Source organism: Gardnerella sp. C0684A1 (assembly GCF_055326835.1).
Genome location: NZ_JBLTSX010000001.1, coordinates 118781 through 137312, shown reverse-complemented (window position 1 = coordinate 137312; position 18532 = coordinate 118781). Strand labels below are relative to the sequence as shown.

General features: G+C 44.6%; 13 protein-coding genes. 9 read left to right on the top strand and 4 right to left on the bottom strand.

Annotated elements, in window-relative coordinates; all coding sequences use genetic code 11:
• Nucleotides 1-55: 55 nt before the first annotated feature.
• A complete protein-coding gene (clpB, locus tag ACNEUN_RS00540) occupies nucleotides 56-2650 on the bottom strand; it encodes an ATP-dependent chaperone ClpB (RefSeq protein ID WP_463630134.1) in 2595 nt (864 codons plus the stop codon).
• A 326-nt stretch (nucleotides 2651-2976) separates the two neighbouring features.
• Here clpB and ACNEUN_RS00535 point away from each other — a divergent pair, with 326 nt between their 5' ends.
• On the top strand, nucleotides 2977-3792 hold the full coding sequence (locus ACNEUN_RS00535) for a fumarylacetoacetate hydrolase family protein (RefSeq protein ID WP_463630132.1): 816 nt from the start codon (nucleotides 2977-2979) through the stop codon (nucleotides 3790-3792).
• Between the two features lie 25 nt (nucleotides 3793-3817).
• Here the strand turns inward: ACNEUN_RS00535 and ACNEUN_RS00530 are convergent, their stop codons facing one another.
• From ACNEUN_RS00530 to ACNEUN_RS00520, 3 genes are all read right to left on the bottom strand, one after another.
• Complete coding sequence (locus ACNEUN_RS00530) at nucleotides 3818-4606, bottom strand: YggS family pyridoxal phosphate-dependent enzyme (protein ID WP_463630130.1); 789 nt, start codon at nucleotides 4604-4606, stop codon at nucleotides 3818-3820.
• A gap of 35 nt (nucleotides 4607-4641) precedes the next feature.
• Nucleotides 4642-5691, bottom strand: a complete 1050-nt coding sequence (locus tag ACNEUN_RS00525; protein WP_463630394.1) for a glutamyl-Q tRNA(Asp) synthetase — start codon at nucleotides 5689-5691, stop codon at nucleotides 4642-4644.
• A gap of 172 nt (nucleotides 5692-5863) precedes the next feature.
• Nucleotides 5864-6595 (bottom strand): MIP/aquaporin family protein, encoded by a 732-nt coding sequence (locus ACNEUN_RS00520; RefSeq protein WP_463630128.1) that lies wholly within the window; start codon nucleotides 6593-6595, stop codon nucleotides 5864-5866.
• 666 nt (nucleotides 6596-7261) lie between these two features.
• On the opposite strand from ACNEUN_RS00520, the gene ACNEUN_RS00515 reads away from it, so the two are divergent.
• The 8 genes from ACNEUN_RS00515 to pstA all read left to right on the top strand — a co-directional run bounded on the left by ACNEUN_RS00515 (nucleotide 7262) and on the right by pstA (nucleotide 18505).
• Nucleotides 7262-9499, top strand: a complete 2238-nt coding sequence (locus ACNEUN_RS00515) for an RNA degradosome polyphosphate kinase (RefSeq protein ID WP_427875945.1) — start codon at nucleotides 7262-7264, stop codon at nucleotides 9497-9499.
• A 289-nt stretch (nucleotides 9500-9788) separates the two neighbouring features.
• Nucleotides 9789-11231, top strand: coding sequence for a cell division protein (locus tag ACNEUN_RS00510; protein ID WP_463630126.1), 1443 nt, complete (start codon nucleotides 9789-9791; stop codon nucleotides 11229-11231).
• 96 nt (nucleotides 11232-11327) lie between these two features.
• Nucleotides 11328-12662 (top strand): C1 family peptidase, encoded by a 1335-nt coding sequence (locus ACNEUN_RS00505; RefSeq protein WP_463630124.1) that lies wholly within the window; start codon nucleotides 11328-11330, stop codon nucleotides 12660-12662.
• 257 nt (nucleotides 12663-12919) lie between these two features.
• Complete coding sequence (locus ACNEUN_RS00500) at nucleotides 12920-14104, top strand: 3-deoxy-7-phosphoheptulonate synthase (RefSeq protein WP_463630122.1); 1185 nt, start codon at nucleotides 12920-12922, stop codon at nucleotides 14102-14104.
• A gap of 195 nt (nucleotides 14105-14299) precedes the next feature.
• Nucleotides 14300-15001: a 5'-methylthioadenosine/S-adenosylhomocysteine nucleosidase gene (mtnN, locus tag ACNEUN_RS00495; protein WP_427875949.1), complete on the top strand. Its 702-nt coding sequence runs from the start codon at nucleotides 14300-14302 to the stop codon at nucleotides 14999-15001.
• A gap of 189 nt (nucleotides 15002-15190) precedes the next feature.
• Nucleotides 15191-16435 carry a phosphate ABC transporter substrate-binding protein PstS gene (pstS, locus tag ACNEUN_RS00490; RefSeq protein WP_463630120.1) on the top strand — a complete coding sequence of 415 codons (1245 nt, stop codon included), beginning with the start codon at nucleotides 15191-15193 and terminating at the stop codon, nucleotides 16433-16435.
• Between the two features lie 70 nt (nucleotides 16436-16505).
• Entirely contained in the window at nucleotides 16506-17477 is a 972-nt protein-coding gene (gene pstC / locus ACNEUN_RS00485) for a phosphate ABC transporter permease subunit PstC (protein ID WP_463630118.1), read from the top strand.
• A complete protein-coding gene (gene pstA / locus ACNEUN_RS00480; RefSeq protein ID WP_463630116.1) occupies nucleotides 17477-18505 on the top strand; it encodes a phosphate ABC transporter permease PstA in 1029 nt (342 codons plus the stop codon). Before pstC ends, pstA begins: the two co-directional genes overlap by 1 nt.
• Nucleotides 18506-18532: the final 27 nt, after the last annotated feature.

Below are 18532 nucleotides of genomic sequence, written 5' to 3'. Positions count from 1 at the left end.
AGCACGCTTTGTTTTATTTGACTACATTATTTGACTACATTGAAGAATGCAGGCACTAAGCAATCTTGAGAGTCACATGGTCGCTAGTATTCTCACAATCCGCAACCACGCGAGCGCCATCATGCACCTTTCCAGAAAGCAGCAATCGCGCAAGTTGATCGCCAATTTCCGTTTGAACCAATCTACGCAACGGACGAGCACCATAAACTGGATCATAGCCATGCTCCGCAAGCCAAGCGCGAGCAGAGTCACTCACGTACAAGCTGATTCGGCGATCGCTCAAGCGTGCAGCCACTTGACGAACTTGAATATCCACAATTCCACCAAGCTCTTCACGAGTAAGCGGATGGAACATAACAAGCTCATCCAAACGGTTAATGAACTCTGGCTTAAACTCAGCGTGAACAGCGTTCATAACAGCCTTGCGTTTAGCAGCATCGTCCAAGCCCTCTTTCACAAGGAACTGCGAACCCAAGTTTGATGTCATAATCAAAATCGTATTCGTAAAATCAACCGTTCTACCCTGACCGTCAGTCAAACGACCATCGTCCAAAACCTGCAACAAAACGTCAAATACTTCTGGATGTGCCTTCTCAACTTCATCAAAAAGCACTACAGAATACGGACGTCTACGCACAGCTTCAGTAAGCTGGCCGCCTTCCTCGTAGCCAATGTAACCAGGAGCAGCACCGATAAGACGCGAAACAGAAGCCTTTTCCATGTACTCACTCATATCAATGCGAACCATTGCACGCTCGTCGTCAAACAAGAAGTCGGCAAGAGCCTTCGCAAGCTCCGTCTTACCAACGCCAGTAGGACCCAAGAATAGGAACGAACCAGTCGGACGATTAGGGTCTGCAATTCCAGCACGGCTTCTGCGCACAGCATCCGCTATAGCCTGAATTGCTTCGCTTTGACCAACAACGCGCTTAGAAAGCTCCTTTTCCATGTTGAGCAGCTTCTCGTTTTCGCCTTGCATCAAGCGACCAACAGGAATGCCCGTCCATTCACTAACAACGCCTGCAATAGAATCAGCGTCAACCTGGTCTGGAACCATCGGCTCTTTCGCTTCACTCTTAGCATTAGCAGCCTCGGACTCCGCTTCTTCCAAAGCTTTTTGAATGCTTGGGATTTCGCCATACAAAATACGGCTTGCTTGTTCCAAGTTGCCTTCGCGCGTGAATTTGTCGGCTTCTACTCGCTTAGCGTCGAGTTGCGCGCGCAAATCACCGACTTTGTTGTGACCGGCCTTTTCTGCATCCCAACGCGCTTTCAATCCAGTAAGCTTTTCGCGCGAGTTTGCCAATTCTTCCTGCAACTTTTCTAAGCGTTCTTTAGCAGCAGCATCTTCCGCCTTCTTTAATTGCATTTCTTCCATTTCAAGACGCGTAACTTTGCGCTGCAATTCGTCGATCTCTTCTGGCTGTGAATCAAGCTCCATGCGCAAGTGAGCTGCCGCTTCATCAACCAAATCAATCGCCTTATCTGGAAGCTGTCTGCCAGTAATATAGCGGTTTGAAAGCGTTGCTGCGGCTACGATTGCATCGTCACTAATAGTCACCTTGTGGTGTGCTTCGTAACGTTGCTTAAGTCCGCGCAAAATCGTCACTGTGTCTTCAACAGAAGGCTCACCAACGAACACTTGCTGGAATCTGCGCTCAAGCGCCGAATCCTTTTCAATATGCTCGCGATACTCGTTAAGCGTAGTTGCGCCAACCAAACGCAGCTCACCGCGCGCAAGCATTGGCTTAAGCATATTGCCAGCATCCATTGAACCTTCTGCAGAGCCTGCGCCAACAACAGTGTGAATCTCATCAATAAACGTAATAATTTGACCGTCTGATTGCTGAATTTCCTTCAACACTGCCTTTAAGCGTTCCTCAAACTCACCGCGATACTTCGAACCTGCAACCATCGAAGCCAAGTCGAGACTGATAAGACGCTTGTTCTGCAAAGTCGTAGGCACATCTCCGGCAACAATTCGCTGAGCCAAGCCTTCCACAACTGCCGTTTTACCAACGCCCGGCTCGCCAATTAGCACAGGATTATTCTTCGTGCGTCGAGAAAGAATCTGAATTACACGACGAATCTCCTGGTCTCGTCCAATTACTGGGTCGAGCTTTCCTTCGCGAGCGCGCGCAGTCATATCAACAGAATACTTTTCAAGCGCTTTGTAGTTGCCTTCCGCGTCTGGACTTGTAACTTTCGCCCCTCCACGTACAGTTGGCACAGCCTTGCGCAACGCGTCTGCGGAAACGTTGTGCTTTTTGAAAATATCCGCAACAGCGTTTGGCGCACTTGCAACCATGCCAACAAGCATGTGCTCTGTAGAAACGTATTCATCTGCCATTGTGCGCATTTCTTTTTCTGCCTGGCTTAGCGCAGCCAAAAGCTGACGGCTTGCGTCTGGCTTAGTTGTAGTTGAGCCAGTAGATGAAGGCAATGCCACTAATGCATTACGAATTTCAGCACCAATTTGTTGCGCATCTGCACCAGCCTGCGCAATAAGCGCGCGAACGACGCCCTGCTCTTGGCGAAGTAAAGCATCCGCCAAATGCAAAGTGTCAACTTGCGCATTGCCAGCTGCCGCTGCACTTTGCACAGCATCACTTAATGCATCTTGCGCTAAGGTTGTAAACTTTTGTTCCATATCTACCTCACTTCCACGAAAGCTCTAAAACACATTTCAGTTAAGTCAAATCGCTGCAACTTTCACTGCAACTTTCACTGCAATTTCAAGCTTTTTGACAATACTTTCGAGTTCTAACGAGCTTTCACTTTCATGTATCTGATACGTATAACAGATTTTCTATAACTTTATTCCTAAAACTTGAGTGTACTAGACTCAAGTTTTGTTTTCAAGAATTTTTAATCGCAAATAATTTACGCAAATAATTTAATTAAGCAGCCAGCAAAGTTCGGTTAAGTAGTAAACAAGGTTTAATTAAGTAGCAAATATGTCGTAATCTTAAAAACATGAGAATTGCACGTTTTTCGTATAATGAAGTTCCGCAATACGCTTTCGTTCAAAAAGACGAAACCGACGGTAAAGATTATTTAGTAGCGCTTGAAGGGCATCCTTTAAGCCCGCAAGGAGTTAAGCCAACTGGTAAACGTTACGCGTTGGATGCGGATGGCGTTCGCTTGCTTGTGCCTGTAATTCCTTCAAAAGTTTACGGATTGGCAAAAAATTACGATACGCGTTCTGACGACGAGCGCGCTACTTCTCCTGCGGCATCTTCGCATACTGCTGCAGATATGGTGATTTTTACAAAGCCGAGCACTTCTGTAATTGGCCCAGACGATCCGATTGTAATTCCTGCTTTCTCAAACGACATGAATTTTGAGCCAGAAGTGGCAGTCGTCATTGGCAAAATCGCCAAAAATGTAACTGCAGATACCGCAATGAATTACGTATTTGGTTTTACGTGCGTAAACGACGTAACTTTACGAGATTGCGCAGGAAGCGACCCAATGTGGACGCGCGCAAAGGGTTTCGACACTTCTTGCCCACTTGGACCTTGGATTACAACCGAGCTAAATTGGCGCGATGCACATATTTCGTTTACTCTTAATGGCGAAAATGTTCCGGAAGCTGACGGCACTACAGATCGACTTATTCACAGTATTCCTGAACAAATTGCTGCAATTTCAAGCTTCTCGACACTTCTTCCAGGAGATGTGATTTTGACAGGAACCCCATACCCAGCTGGAACTTTACGCGGCGGCGACGAGGCTATCGTACACGTAGATGGCATCGGTTCGCTGCGCAATGTGATTGTGCATGCGTAACTAAAATCATCGATTTAACTTAAGACTACACAAATGCGCGCGGGCCAAAGATTGCCGAACCGATTCGAACCATCGTCGAACCTTCGGCAATCGCCCACGACAAATCGCCAGACATTCCCATCGAAAGCTCTAATTTTGCAGAGTCTTGCACGAGTTGTTTACTTACAGAATCTCTAATTTCTCGCAATGCTGCAAAACCGCTTCTTACTATCTTTTCATCGTCTACTCGCGCTCCAAGCGTCATAAATCCGCGCAAATTAAGCGCTGGCAGACTAGATATAGCGAGTGCTTCGTCAATCGCGCGTTCTGGTTCACACCCCGATTTTGTAGCTTCTCCAGAAACGTTCACTTCCAGCATAATGTCTACGCAAAGTCCCAAATTTTGCGCACGAGTAGATATTTTTTGCGCAAGCTCAATACTATCGACTGACTGAATTCCATTCGCAAGTGGCAAGACTTTGTTTATTTTATTGCTCTGCAGCTGGCCGATTAAGTAGAGCGGAATTTCGCCGTTTATTCCTATACTTAAATTCTCGCGAGCTGCTTGCGCGCGTAAAATTTCAGCTTTCGCAACAATTTCTTGCGGGCGATTTTCCCCAATTACTCGCACTCCAGCACGAAGCGCTGCCATAATTTCGCCAACATCTCGCGTTTTTGTTGCAGCTAGTAACGTAACAGATCCAGCTTTGCGTCCGTAATGCGATTCGGCTTGAGCAATAGCGTCTTGTACGTTGTGTACACCGTCGGCAATTTGACGCGCGCGAATACAATCGACCTCAGTATTCGCTAAATCTTTTTGCGTCATATATGCCATTTATTGCCCCAATCTATCAAACCTAACTACATAGTTTAGTCGAGGAAGGGCACGGATTTGTCGTCTAGGTTTGCGCGAACAGAATCCCACGGCGTGTCAAAGCTTTTAAATAACGCGAGCGCATCGGCAGCACTCATATCTACCGGCTTATTTTGCCCAGGCTTTCTGTATCCCAAAAGATACATACAGTAGCCAATCATGCGCTCGGCGCTCCAGCCAGATTCTCGAAGTGCACCAACGTCTAGTGAATGCTTACTTTTTGCAAGTCGCTCGCCTTGAGCGTTGTCAATCAGCGGCAAGTGCGCAAATTGCGGACGCACGTAATGCGTACCGTGAGCCGCAAAAAATCCAGATTTTTCAAGCAATTCACCAATCCAAATTTGAAGCGCAGCAGAGCGCAACAAATCACGGCCGCGCACAATATCATTTACTCCCGAAAGCACGTCGTCAACAACAACCGCAAGTTGATAAGAAAAAACGCCATCCGCGCGGCGAATCACCATGTCCCCCAAATCGCGATCAATATTAAAAGATTGCACACCAAAAATCGCGTCTTCAAAACTCACATTTGCTTGCGGCGAATCAGCCGACGGTACCGCAAGTCGCAAAGAGTGTTGCTGATTATTTTGCAAACGCTTTTCGATTTGTGCCAAACCTTCCGCGTTTTTACGAAGATTTCTGCACGTACCTGGGTAGCGTATAAAACCATCGCCTTCTTGCGGAGCTGCGATTGCGCGAATATCGGAACGCGAGCAAAAACAAGGGTAGATTAACGAATTTCCGTCACTATCTTTCAAAAATTCTAGTGATTCAAGAGCTTCTTTGTAGATTGCCGTGCGCTCATGCTGATAAGTCGGCTCTCCTACCCAATCAAGGCCGGCCCACTTCAAATCTTCAATAACTCGCGCGCTGGCATCTTTCGGCATTCGCGCAATATCAAGATCTTCCAAGCGCAAAAGCATTTGGCCGCCTTGTGATTTTGCGGAAAGCCAAGCCGCAAGCATAGCAACCATGTTTCCAATATGCATGCGTCCGGATGGAGTCGGCGCAAAACGACCAATTGCAATAGTTGACTTAGAAAACATGATTTCGTCTTTCTTAATATCTTTCTTAATATCTTTCCTGATATCTTTCCTAATACCCTTCTTAATAAGCATAAACTTGCAAAATAAAAAGCGCGCAACGCATTCATACTAGCATTACGCGCTTCTTACAATCGCAATCAATCGAAATCAATTGCAATCAAAAGCAAATGTTTTATACAAACAAGACCTTATACATAAGAACGCCCAGGATTGCTCCAGCTGTAGGAGCAACAACTGGAATCCACGCTTCACCCCAACGAGAAGATCCCTTGTGTGGGATTGGCAAAATTGCGTGAAGCAAACGCGGCATAAGATCTCGAGCAGGATTCAAAGCAGGACCAGTTGGACCACCCATAGAAGTCACCAAACCCCAAACCACGAAGCCGACGACGATTGAAGCACCAGCCAAATTCCCCTTACTCCATGGAGACTCAATGCAGCAAAGTGCGGCTAGAACAAGCACGAGCGTGCCGAAGAATTCGTTAAGGAAGTAGTTAAGCTTGTTGTTATATGCATCAGTAGTGCAGAAAGTGCCAAGAATAGCTCCCGGCTCCTCAGTTTCGTTGTAATGCGGCAAATAAGTTACGTACACAATAAGCTGACCAACCAACGCACCCAAAAGCTGAGCTGCAATATAAGGCGCAACGTTTTGCCACTCAAACATTCCATTTGCAGCTTGCGCAATCGTCATAGCAGGATTGATATGCGCACCTGAAATCCCGCCGAACATTAGCACCGGGAACATTACGCCAAAACCATAACCCATTGCAATGTTGAGCCATCCGGCATGGTGTCCTTTAGTATTTTTTAATTCAACGTTTGCTACAGCACCGTTTCCAAAAATCATAAGAATAGCAGTGCCAATAAATTCTGCAGCCAACTTCGTCATAAACGAATATTGCATGGTCCTTCGATCCTTCTTACCTGTTTCAAACTCCGCACACGTAATCACTCGCCAAAATTTAACGACTCGTCGCTTAACAATCGTTCAACAACTCGCAATTGCGCTTAGCACAGCATGGAACACAATATATTCTCATTTTCAAAGAAGCTAAGAAAATGAATTCCAACGATTATTCTTTGATAGTTTCCACTATGAGCGCGACAGTCTGCACTAGCAGTAAAATCACCACCCATATCAAAAGAGGCTCGTCACTTTGGCGAGCCTCTTGTCTACAAAAACAACTTCAGCGGTTTCATCTGCACAACATCCTCGTTGCAACGGTTAAAGTCTTAAGTATTCCGTCCAACGTCCACGGATTTCATATCCATACACTTTTGTGGGTTACCGCTAACTCTTTTTTGTTTTTGTACTTTTATTATCTCTGCTTTTTGCTTAATAGTAAAGCTCAAAATAGCCTTTGTTCACATATTGTCAATACTGTTCAATCGCACGCAAAAAATCACGTAACTTGCACTGTTTTGTGAACATACAGCCACCGTATTGTGCACTTACGTTCATATGCAATAATCATCGGCGTGTCGCAGACTGATTTTGCGATCAGAAAAACACTACGCAAAGGCGACACTCATTCGCATACATCCCTTCTAACGCATACAATTACGGATTATGGTACAGATTTTTGACGCTCCCTCAAAGGCGATTCTGCGTGGTCAAATTGCAGAGCATATCGCCGAAGACGAAAAGGCAGAAAAACGTGAAGCTCGTGAGGGTGAGCTACCGTTGCCAAAAGATCGTTTCTTCGACCGTGAATTAAGCTGGTTGAAGTTCAATCGACGCGTGCTTGAGCTGGCTCAGAATACTGATTTACCACTTCTCGAACGCGCTAATTTTGCAGCTATTTTTGCGTCAAATCTCGACGAATTCTTTATGGTTCGAGTTGCAGGTTTAAAGCGCCGAATTGATTCCGGCATAGCAGTAACTGCAGCAAGCGGATTAAGTCCACGTCAACAGTTGCGAGCTATCAGCGAAGTTACGCATCGTCGCCAAGACGAACACGCACATTACGTAATCGACCATATTCTTCCTGAGCTTGCAAAACAGCGTATTGTTTTGCTCAGCTGGGATAAGCTTACAGAATCAGAAAAAGAACGTTTGTCTGATTACTATAAAAAGCAAGTATTTCCAGTTCTTACTCCTCTTGCAGTAGATCCTGCACACCCGTTCCCGTATATTTCCGGAAAGTCCATTAACTTGGCTGTTATCGTCGAAAATCCAAATTCCGGAAAATCTCATTTTGCTCGCGTAAAAATTCCAGATAATTTGAATCGTCTTGTACCAGTCGACGATTTAACTGATGAGGAAGGTCGCGAAGAGCGTTACGGATTCATTACTATGGAAAAGTTGATTGCAGCACACTTGGAATCGCTTTTCCCAGGCATGATTATTAAAGAAGCGCGCTCATTCCGCGTTACACGTAACGAAGATATTGACGTTGAGGAAGACGATGCAGAGAATCTTCTGAACGCTATGGAAAAGGAACTTCTTCGTCGTCGTTTTGGACCGCCAATTCGTTTGGAAATTTCCGACGAAGCTAGCCCATTCTTATCGCAGCTTCTTGCTAATCAGTTGCGCGTAAGTCCTGAGGAAGTCTACCGTTTGCCTTCTCCACTTGATATGACTGTACTATTTGAATTACAGGCGCTCGATCGCCCAGATTTGAAGTATCGTCCGTTTATTCCTACTACTAACCGTCAAATTGCGGAAGTTGAGACTAGCCACGCGCAGGATATTTTCGCTTCGATTCGTGAGCATGATATTTTGCTTCATCATCCTTACGATTCGTTCTCTACTTCTGTACAAGCTTTCCTCGCTCAAGCCGCTGCAGATCCAAAAGTGCTTGCAATTAAGCAAACTTTGTATCGCACGTCTAGCAATTCGCCAATTATTGACGCTCTTGTTGACGCAGCTCACGCTGGCAAGCAGGTACTTGCGTTGGTTGAGATTAAGGCACGATTTGACGAGGACGCAAATATTGCTTGGGCTCGTAAACTCGAGCGCGCAGGCGTTCACGTTGTGTACGGCATTGTTGGTTTAAAGACTCACTGCAAGCTTTCTCTTGTGGTTCGTCAGGAAGCAGAAGGATTACGCCGCTACTGCCACGTTGGCACGGGTAATTACAATCCTAAGACTGCTCGTCTTTACACGGATTTGGGTTTGCTTACTTGCGATCCTGTAGTCGGTCAAGATTTGACTCGCCTGTTTAATCAGCTTTCTGGTTACGCTCCAAAGTCTAGTTTCCATCGTCTGCTTGTAGCTCCTCGCACAGTTCGAACTGGCATTATTGCTCGCATTCGTCGTGAGGAAGCTGCAGCTCTTGCTGGTAAGGAAGCGTGGATTAAGATTAAGGTTAATTCTGTCGTCGACGAGCAGACTATTGACGCATTGTATCGCGCATCTCAAGCTGGCGTGAAAATCGATATTGTTGAGCGTGGAATTTGCTCGCTTAAGCCTGGTATTGAAGGATTGAGTGAGAATATTCGCGTTCGTTCTATTCTTGGCCGATTCCTTGAGCACAGCCGCATTTATGCGTTTGCTAATTCTTGCGGCCCGCAGATTGGTGACGGTCCTGCAAGCGGTCCAGAAGTGTGGATTGGCTCGGCTGATTTGATGCACCGTAATCTTGATCGCCGCGTTGAAACTTTGGTTCGCATAAGTTCGCCAGATCAGATTGAAGCGTTGATTCAGTACATTGATTTGCAAATGGCTGATTCTACTGTCTCGTGGTGGATGGATGGCGATGGCACATACACGCTGCATTCTCGCGATAAGGAAGGCCGTCCTCTAGTTGACAGTCAAGCTTACTTAATTCGCACGCACACGCGTAAGCCTCGCGGTGCAAATTAAACGCAAGTAATTAAGTGACTAAGTAGTAATTAATAAATTAAAAACAAAAGCCAGAGTCAATAATATGATTCTGGCTTTTTGCATTCGATTTGCACATCATTTTTAATACCTTCATTATCTTCAACAAAAAGGTAACAACAATAAATTGACTTATATCTACTTTTTTGTGTAAGCTTCGCGAAAACTTACAACCGCTGAGAGTGTTTAACGCGTGCAAGTGATAGCGTTGTTGCTGATAATAAGTGCACGGCGGCGGCTACATGCTGTGCGGGGGTCTGAAAGGAAAATTATGGTAACGGAGTTATTCCCAACCGCGCTGCGTGGGTACGACAAAGACAAGGTAAATGAAGCCTTTGCAAATTACGAGCGTACAATATCACGTTTGCGCGAACAAGTGCGTTCCAGCGACGAATCAATTCTACAATTACAAGCACAATTACAAGAAGAAAAGAACAATGTAAAACGTGCAAAAAGTGGCAACACATTCGCATCCCTCGGCGCGAACGCACAACAGCTTCTGGCATCTGCTGAACAAACCAGCGCGCAGTTGCTAGAACGAGCAAAACAAGATGCAGCATCAATCAAAAAGAGCGCACAAGCACAAGCAGGAACGCTGCTAAACAACGCAAAACTTGATGCAGAGCATCTACTACAAGAAGCACAAACAAAAGCAGATACAATGCTTTCAAGTGCCACAAAACAATCGCAACAAATGATGCAAGCAGCGCAAGAAGATTCAAAACGCTTGCGCGACACAACTGCAAAAGATATTGCAGCACAAAAAGATGCTGCAACACTGGCTCTAAATAATGCTCACGAAGAACATACAAAGCGCATGGCATCTGAGAAAGCAGAACAAGAGCGAGGAATCGCAGAGCTTAAATCAGAAGCAGCACAAAAAATTGCAGAACAGCGTTCAGCAGCGAACGAAGAAATCGCACGCGCAAAAGCAGAAACTAATGATCAGATCGAATCAGCATTAGGAGAAGCAAATAAGAAGCTCGCCGACATGCGAGAGCACGCATCTAAGATGATGGCAGATGCACAGCGCAAAGCTGGAGAAATAACAGATGCTGCAGCAGCAAAAGCGCAGGAAATAGCCGACGAAGCGCAAGTTGAACGCACTCGAACATTAAGCCAAGTTAGTGCAGAAGTTGAGCAGATTCGAGCAGATATAGCTGCACAGCAGGAAGAAGCAACCAAGAAAGTAAACGCACTTCTATCTGGTCTTAAAGAGCGCGAAGCAGCTGCACAAGAAGAAGCTGACGCATTAGTAGCTCGAGCAAAAACTATTCATCAAGATGCTGATGATTATGCTGAACAAACACACAAGAATGCCGACGAACAAGCTGCAAAGATTGTGCGAAAAGCAATGCAAGATGCTACGGCACAGGTAGAAGAGCGTCGAGCTGCAGCTCAACAAGAATTAGACGGAATGACAGCACGATTAAGCCAATTACAGCATCGCGAAGCAACTATTACGCAACGAGTAACCGAATTAAGATCTTTGTTCGCAAACGCATTCTCTGGATTTGACTTCGGTGACGCAGCACAGCAGGAAGCTGGATCTAGTTCCGTCTCTGATGGTAGTGATGAAGATTCATATGCTGATAATTCTGAAAGCGGCGCTAACGCATCAGAAATGAGCGAAAACGATGCTAAAAAAGCTCAACGCGAAGTGCAGAAAGCACTAGCAGAAGAAGCATCCGGCAAAGGAAATAATAAAAGATAAATTTTGCAACTAAAATATCTTAACTAAATTCGAATAGTTAAATAGGTTTATTAAGATAGTTGAAGTTATAAGGCTAAAATTAGGAAAGGTAGTATAGTGGCTGAAATTTCTGCTTTAACTCCAGAAGCATTGCAAGGCTTACGTGAAGATTTTGAAGCTAATCCATTAAATCGTCTAGCAATGAACGGCGTAACTGCTGCTGGCATTGATAAAGTTGCTCGCAACTATGATCGTGCTCGACTTTTACAGCGTCGTTTTTCAACGATTGTAGATAATGGCGATGCCACACATCAGGATCATTCTGGACGTTGCTGGCTGTTTAGCTCATTGAACGTTGCTCGCTTTGTTGCTAAAAAATCGCTTGGTTTGAAGGAATTTGAGTTTTCACAAAACTACGCAATGTACTATGACAAGATTGAACGCGTGAACTACTTTTTGAAGGATGTTGCTGCTCTCGTACGTGCAGGAGAACCTTCGGATTCTCGTCTTGTGCAGCATCTCCTGAAAGACGTTATGGGCGATGGCGGCCAGTGGACTATGGCAATGAACGTTTACAAAAAGTATGGTGCTGTGCCAAAAGATTTGTTCCCAGAAACCGCCTCATCTAAGGATACTGGAGACATGAATACTCAGCTTCGCGCTCTTTTACATACTGCTGTAGCGCATATGTACACTAACGCCGCTGAAATTGACGAAATTATTGCTGATACCACTGCTGCAGGCCACAGGATTTTGACTATTCACTTGGGCGAACCTCCAAAGAGTTTCGACTGGGAGTGGACTGATAAGGACGGAAAGTTCCATCGCGATGGCGAAATTACTCCAGTTGAGTTTTGGAAAAAGTACGTTACAGCTGGTTTAGAAGATTATGTTTGCTTAGTGGATGATCCTCGAGCAGAGCACCCAAAGGGCAAGAAGATTGCTATTGAGCACTTGGGTAATGTTGCTGGAGGTGACGCTACCGAATATCTGAACGTACCAAATCAGTTTATGAAGGATTGCGTGCGTAAGGTTCTTGTTGAGCAGGGTATTCCTGTATGGTTTGGAGCTGATTGCCATCCTATGATGGATCGTGAGAACGGCGCTTGGGCTACTGATTTGTTTGAGTATGGTCGCGTTTACGGCGTTGATTTTAACTTAAATAAGGAAGAGCGTGTACGTTTTGCTGATTCCGCTATGAACCATGCAATGGCTTTTGCTGGTGTAGATGTTGCTGAAGATGGTACTACTACTCGCCGTTGGCGCGTAGAGAACTCTTGGGGCGCGGATATTGCGGACAAGGGTTACTTTACGATGAGCGATGATTGGTTCACTGAGTACGTGTACGAGGTGGCGGTACCTAAGGCGCTTTTGCCAGAGGAATATAAGAAAGCACTGGAAGAACCAGCAATTGTTTTGCCGGCGTGGGACCCAATGGGCGCACTCGCTTAGGCTAATTTCACAGGGAAATTAGCCTAAGCGAGTGCGCCGCGCTCACGCGAAAAGCACGGTGTGCTTTTCGCGTGAGCGCGGCGGTGTTCTCGTCTTTATCTTAAGACGAGAACACCGGCCACATTAAGTTGGGTGGATTCTCTGCGCGAGTTCGGTCGTTTGTGCCGCCAAATGGCACAAACGGACCACACCAAGTTAGGTTATACTTCCAACGCAAGCGCGGCGGTGCGCGGTTTGTTTTATAGGATGGTGAACAAATGTCTTCTACGGCTGAGCAGCGTACTTCTCGCGCGGTAAAGAAGGAGGTTGAGGAGGGGCGCAACCCTCTTAACTCTGCGAAGTTCCAGCGCTGGGAAGACCAGGTTGGTGTAGATCGCATTATCAACCGCCGCGTGCTTGAGCTTGAGCCACTTCCAACTCCTGCTCAGGTGCTTGGCGAGTTGCCGTTGTCGCCGTATGCGCAGGATATTGTTGCTGAGTCTCGCGATGAAATACGCAGTTGCTTAAACGGCGAAGATGATCGCCTTTTAGTAATCGTAGGTCCTTGTTCTGTGCACGATCCGAAAGCTGCTTTAGATTACGCCTCTCGGCTCTCAGAACTTCGCAAAAAACTCGAAGGTGAGCTTTTGATTGTTATGCGCGTGTATTTTGAAAAACCACGCACAACAGTTGGTTGGAAGGGATTGATTAACGATCCTGATATTGATGGCACTCATGATATTCACAAAGGTTTACTTCTCGCTCGTCGCACACTTCTTGGTGTGCTAGATACTGGCTTGGCTGCTGCAACCGAGTTTTTGGAGCCTACTAGCCCACAGTTTATTGCGGATGCTGTTAGCTGGGGAGCAATTGGCGCGCGTAATACTGAGTCTCAGATTCATCGTCAGCTTGCTAGCGGTCTTTCTATGCCAGTCGGTTTTAAAAACGCGACTGACGGTTCTGTTACTGCCGCAGTAAACGGTTGTTTGGCCGCAAGCCAGCATCATACTTTCTTTGGAATTGACCATCTTGGACGTGCGTGCGCAGTTCAAACTCTTGGAAATCCTGACTGTCACGTGGTACTCCGCGGTTCAAGCAGCGGCCCAAATTATGATGCAGATTCTGTTGCTGCTGCTGTAGCTTCAGTACGTTTACATCTTGGAACTAACTGTATGGCATCTAATGGTGTTGTAGTTGACTGCTCACACGGAAATTCAGGTAAAAATGAGTTCCGCCAGGCACAAGTTGTTAGGGAAATTGCAGATCGTATCGCTTCTGGCGAAAGTGATATAACTGGCGTAATGATGGAAAGCTTTTTGCAAGGCGGCAATCAAGATCCTGCTCCTCTTAGCGAGCTTGAGTACGGAAAGTCGATTACGGATCGATGCATTTCTTGGGAAGATACTGCCGATTTGCTAAAAACTTTAGCTAAATCTGTAGCTGCGAGACGTAATTGTATTTAACGTAATTAGCGAAATTTACGTAATTCACGTGACTTTCGTAACTTTATGCAAACTTCGGAAAATTTATTTATATCAAATTAAAAAGTATCCGAAAAATATGCGAAAAGTAATTAGATAATAATTAATAATTAATAATTAATAATTAATAATTAATAATTAATAATTAATAATTAATAATTAAAGGGGATGATAGTAATGTCAGAAATTTCACGAGTTGCCATTATTGGCGCTATGGAAGAAGAAGTTGCACATATTGCTAGCGCGCTTGAAAACGTGACTCACGATAAGTCTGCAAGTCTTGACGTATCCTGTGGAACTCTTGACTCGGTAAATGGTAACAAAATCGAAGTTGCTGCAACAGTTGGTGGCATGGGCTTGGTGAACGCGGCCGCAACAGTACAGTATTTAATTGACAAATACAATCCGCAAGCTGTAATTTTCTCTGGTATTGCAGGAAATCTTAACAAAAATCTACATATTAACGATATAGTGTTAGGTAAAACTTTAAGATATTTAGATACAGATATGCGTTTAATCGGTCAGTGGAAGCCGTTTACGAATGAGTTTCATTCCGATGAAAATTTGCTAAAAGTAGCAAGCGAAGCTCTTAATAAAATGGGCATTGCGCATATTGAAGGAACTATCGCATCTGGAGGCTATTTTGTAGATACTCCTGAAAAAGTTGCGGAAGTAATTGAACAAACTCATGCAGATGCGGTAGAGATGGAAGGTGCAGCAGTTTTGCACGTAGCTGCACGAAACGATATTCCAGCGCTGGTAGTTCGCGCTATGAGCGATAATGCTGATACTGAATACGAAACTTTCCACACATTTGACATTTCAGAATATGCCGACACTGCTGCAAAAATGACAATTAATATTGTGCGAAATTTGTAATATTTTCGGCATAATTTGTGACATTTCGACACGCTGATGTGGTCGCCGACCTTCATTTTGCTTAAGTCGCGTCAAACATAGCGCCAAATACCGCCATTTTTGGTACCCGCTTTATTTTTGCCGGTGAGGTTTAACCCACCTATTTATGATGATTGCGTTAATAAAAAAAGATAGGGATTAATTAAGAAAATGCGCCCAATTCGCAAATACGGCTATAGGAACGCGAAAGTGTGGTGGGGCGCAAGGCAATTCTTCACGAAAGGAAAGAAGAATATGCGTAAAAATAAAATAATGTCTAATGCAAATAATCATAATATTCGTATTACCGCCGCGGTTATCACTGCGGTTTCTTTGTGCGCAAGTATGGCTGCTTGCGGAGATAATACTCCAGCAGGCGCATCGCACGATTCTTCTAGCGCTTCAGGCGCGCGTATTTCTGGCAATTTCCAAGGTTCCGGCGCATCCTCTCAGCAGGTTGCAGTAGAAGCATGGATAGCAGGATTCCAAACAAAAAATAGCGGCGCAAAAATCGCATATAATCCTACCGGTTCCGGAGCTGGAATTACAACCTTCCTAACAGGCGCAACAGCATGGGCCGGATCAGATAAATCTTTAAGCGATGACGAAATTTCACAGTCTAAAAAAGTATGCGCAAACAACACATCTGCTTTTGATGTACCAGTTTACGTTTCACCAATAGCTGTTGTTTTCAACCTTAAAGGCGTATCGGATGCTGGCCAACACATCAACATGGACGCTTCCACGATTGCGAAAATCTTCGACGGAAAGATTACGCGCTGGAACGACGACGCTATAAAGAAACAAAATCCTAAATTAAAACTTCCAGATACTTTGATTACAGTCGTGCACCGTTCAGATAAATCAGGCACTACACAGAACTTCCTTAGCTATCTGAAAGATGTGTCTCCAGAAGATTGGAAGTATGATCTTTCAGAGAATTGGCCAAATAGTGTTGGCCAAGGCGCTAAAGGCACTTCAGGCGTTGTTTCTACTATTCGCATGGCAGATGGCGCTATAGGCTATGCTGATTTCTCGCAGGTTGGCAAGTTAGGTACGGTTGCCGTAAAAGTTGGAGACTCATACAATGAGATTTCCGCAAAAGGCGGCACAAAAACTTTAGAAGATTCTGAAATAGATTCAGCTGCTACAGAAAAGTCAAATCACCGCGTGGTAGTCAAAATAAATCACGCAACGCAAATTAAAGGCGCGTATCCTATTGTGCTAGTTTCGTACGATATTGTTTGCCCAGCGTATAAAGATGCTGCAACAGCAAATTTTGTAAAGTCATGGCTTAGTTACGTTGTAAGTGGAGAAGGTCAGGGCGCGGCTTCCAACGCTGCAGGAACTGCTCCTCTTCCGTACGATATGATTAATGAAATTAAAAAATCTATTAGTGCAATAAAAACTAAGTAAATAGAATAGATATAAATCAGCGCAATACCTGTAATTTGATAACATAAAAATACGTATCAAAGGAGCATGAGTGAGTCCCAGCAAGCGAACAGCAGTAGCTGCAGGCACACAGCCTACTAAAGTTAGAGGGCATGTAGCGGATCGCGTTTTCAAAAACGCTGCCGCAGCCTGCGGAATGATAATTCTGCTAGTACTAACAGCAGTAGCAGTATTTCTGCTGTTTCGCGCATGGCCACTTATTGGCGGAAACAAAGATCAAGTAAGCAAAGTATTTTCCGACTTTACAGGCGGAAAAGCACATGATTTTTGGGAGTACGTTATTCCACTCGTGTTTGGAACTGTACTTATATCTGCCTTGGCGCTCGCTGTTGCGTTTTTTGTAGCTATTGGTATTGCGCTGTTTATATCTCATTATGCTCCGAAAAAAATAGTTCCATTGCTAAGTGGTGTAGTTGATTTGCTCGCAGCAATTCCTTCTGTAATATACGGCTTATGGGGTGGTCTTGTACTTGTGCCAGCTGTATATCCTCTTTGGGAATGGGTTTCTAGAGTTTTTGGATGGATACCTATTTTTGCCGGACCTGTAGCTATGCCTTCTAGATCTTCTGCATCTGTGAGTCTTGTATTAGCAATTATGATTTTGCCAATTATTACTTCTATTGCTAGGGATATTTTCCAGCAAACTCCGCGATTGCAGCAAGAAGGCGCTTTGGCTCTCGGAGCTACAAAATGGGAGATGATTAAGCTTGCTGTCCTTCCATTCGCGAAATCTGGAATAGTTTCTGCTTCTATGCTTGGTTTAGGACGTGCGCTTGGAGAAACAATGGCAGTTTTGATGATTCTTTCTCCTGGTTTTACTTTCAAATTTAATATTTTGCAGGCTTCACAAAATCAAACTATTGCTGCGAATATTGCCGCACAGTATCCTGAAGCGAATGGTTTAGGCGTTAGTGCGCTTATAGCTACCGGATTAGTACTCTTTGTAATTTCCTTTGCAGTGAACCTGATTGCACGCAAAATTACAGATAAGGTTGGTGCGTGATGCTAAATCAAAATCACCAACTCGCTAATACTGTAGATACAGAAACCTCAAAAACTACTGCAAATGCAAAAACTGCTCCAGTAATTGATTTTAATAAATTCCGACCAACGCGATCCTCGATTGCTGCACGAAAACGTAAGGATATGCTTATGCGAGCGCTTATTTTCCTTTCGTTTGTTGTTGCTCTTATACCTTTAGTTTCTCTGCTTCTAACTACTATTTTTAATGGTTTAAAGCGTTTTAATTTTGATTTTTTGACGCATAATATGACGTACGTAATCGGCGGAAACGCTACAGTTAGCGGCGGTTACGGCGGTATTTTGCACGCTATTATTGGAACTCTTGAGATCACTTTTGGCTCTATGCTGATTTCAATTCCAGTTGGCGTTATGTGCGCAGTTTATCTTATAGAGTATGCACGTGGAAGTAGGATTGCGCGCATTATCAATCTTCTTGTTGATGTTATGAGCGGCATTCCTTCTATTGTTGCCGGACTTTTTGCATTCTCAAGTTTTACTATCATCTGTGGTCCTGGAACTATTAATGGTTTTGAAGGTTCGGTTGCTCTTTCGCTGCTAATGTTGCCAACTGTTGTGAAATCTTCGCAAGAAATGCTAAAAATTGTTCCTAACGATTTAAGAGAAGCTGCTTTAGCTTTAGGCGTAACTAAGCAGCGTATGATTACGAAAATAGTTTTACGAACTGCTTTACCTGGTATAGTTTCCGGCTGTATTTTGGCAGTTGCTCGCGTTATTGGTGAAACTGCTCCTCTGCTTATGGCTGCAGGTTTCATTTCGTCTACTAATTTCAATCTTTTTGACGGTCAGATGACGACTTTGCCGGTTTATGTTTATCAGGAATATTCAAAACTTTCGGCAAATTGCCCAGCTAATGCTCCTGCTTCTTGCGTAACGTCAATCCCAATGGAACGCGCGTGGGCCGCGGCATTAACGTTGATTATTATCGTTCTTTTGCTGAATATTATCGGCAGGATTGTGGCTCGAGTGTGCTCTGTAAAAACGAAGTAAGCCTGAAAGCATGAGTCAAAATACAAT

Coding starts and splice junctions, on each gene's coding strand:
- pstA (WP_463630116.1), top strand. CDS start 17,477: ATGCTAAATCAAAATCACCAACTCGCTAATACTGTAGATACAGAAACC.
- ACNEUN_RS00530 (WP_463630130.1), bottom strand. CDS start 4,606: ATGGCATATATGACGCAAAAAGATTTAGCGAATACTGAGGTCGATTGT.
- ACNEUN_RS00515 (WP_427875945.1), top strand. CDS start 7,262: ATGGTACAGATTTTTGACGCTCCCTCAAAGGCGATTCTGCGTGGTCAA.
- mtnN (WP_427875949.1), top strand. CDS start 14,300: ATGTCAGAAATTTCACGAGTTGCCATTATTGGCGCTATGGAAGAAGAA.
- ACNEUN_RS00500 (WP_463630122.1), top strand. CDS start 12,920: ATGTCTTCTACGGCTGAGCAGCGTACTTCTCGCGCGGTAAAGAAGGAG.
- ACNEUN_RS00510 (WP_463630126.1), top strand. CDS start 9,789: ATGGTAACGGAGTTATTCCCAACCGCGCTGCGTGGGTACGACAAAGAC.
- ACNEUN_RS00525 (WP_463630394.1), bottom strand. CDS start 5,691: ATGTTTTCTAAGTCAACTATTGCAATTGGTCGTTTTGCGCCGACTCCA.
- ACNEUN_RS00520 (WP_463630128.1), bottom strand. CDS start 6,595: ATGCAATATTCGTTTATGACGAAGTTGGCTGCAGAATTTATTGGCACT.
- ACNEUN_RS00535 (WP_463630132.1), top strand. CDS start 2,977: ATGAGAATTGCACGTTTTTCGTATAATGAAGTTCCGCAATACGCTTTC.
- pstS (WP_463630120.1), top strand. CDS start 15,191: ATGCGCCCAATTCGCAAATACGGCTATAGGAACGCGAAAGTGTGGTGG.
- clpB (WP_463630134.1), bottom strand. CDS start 2,650: ATGGAACAAAAGTTTACAACCTTAGCGCAAGATGCATTAAGTGATGCT.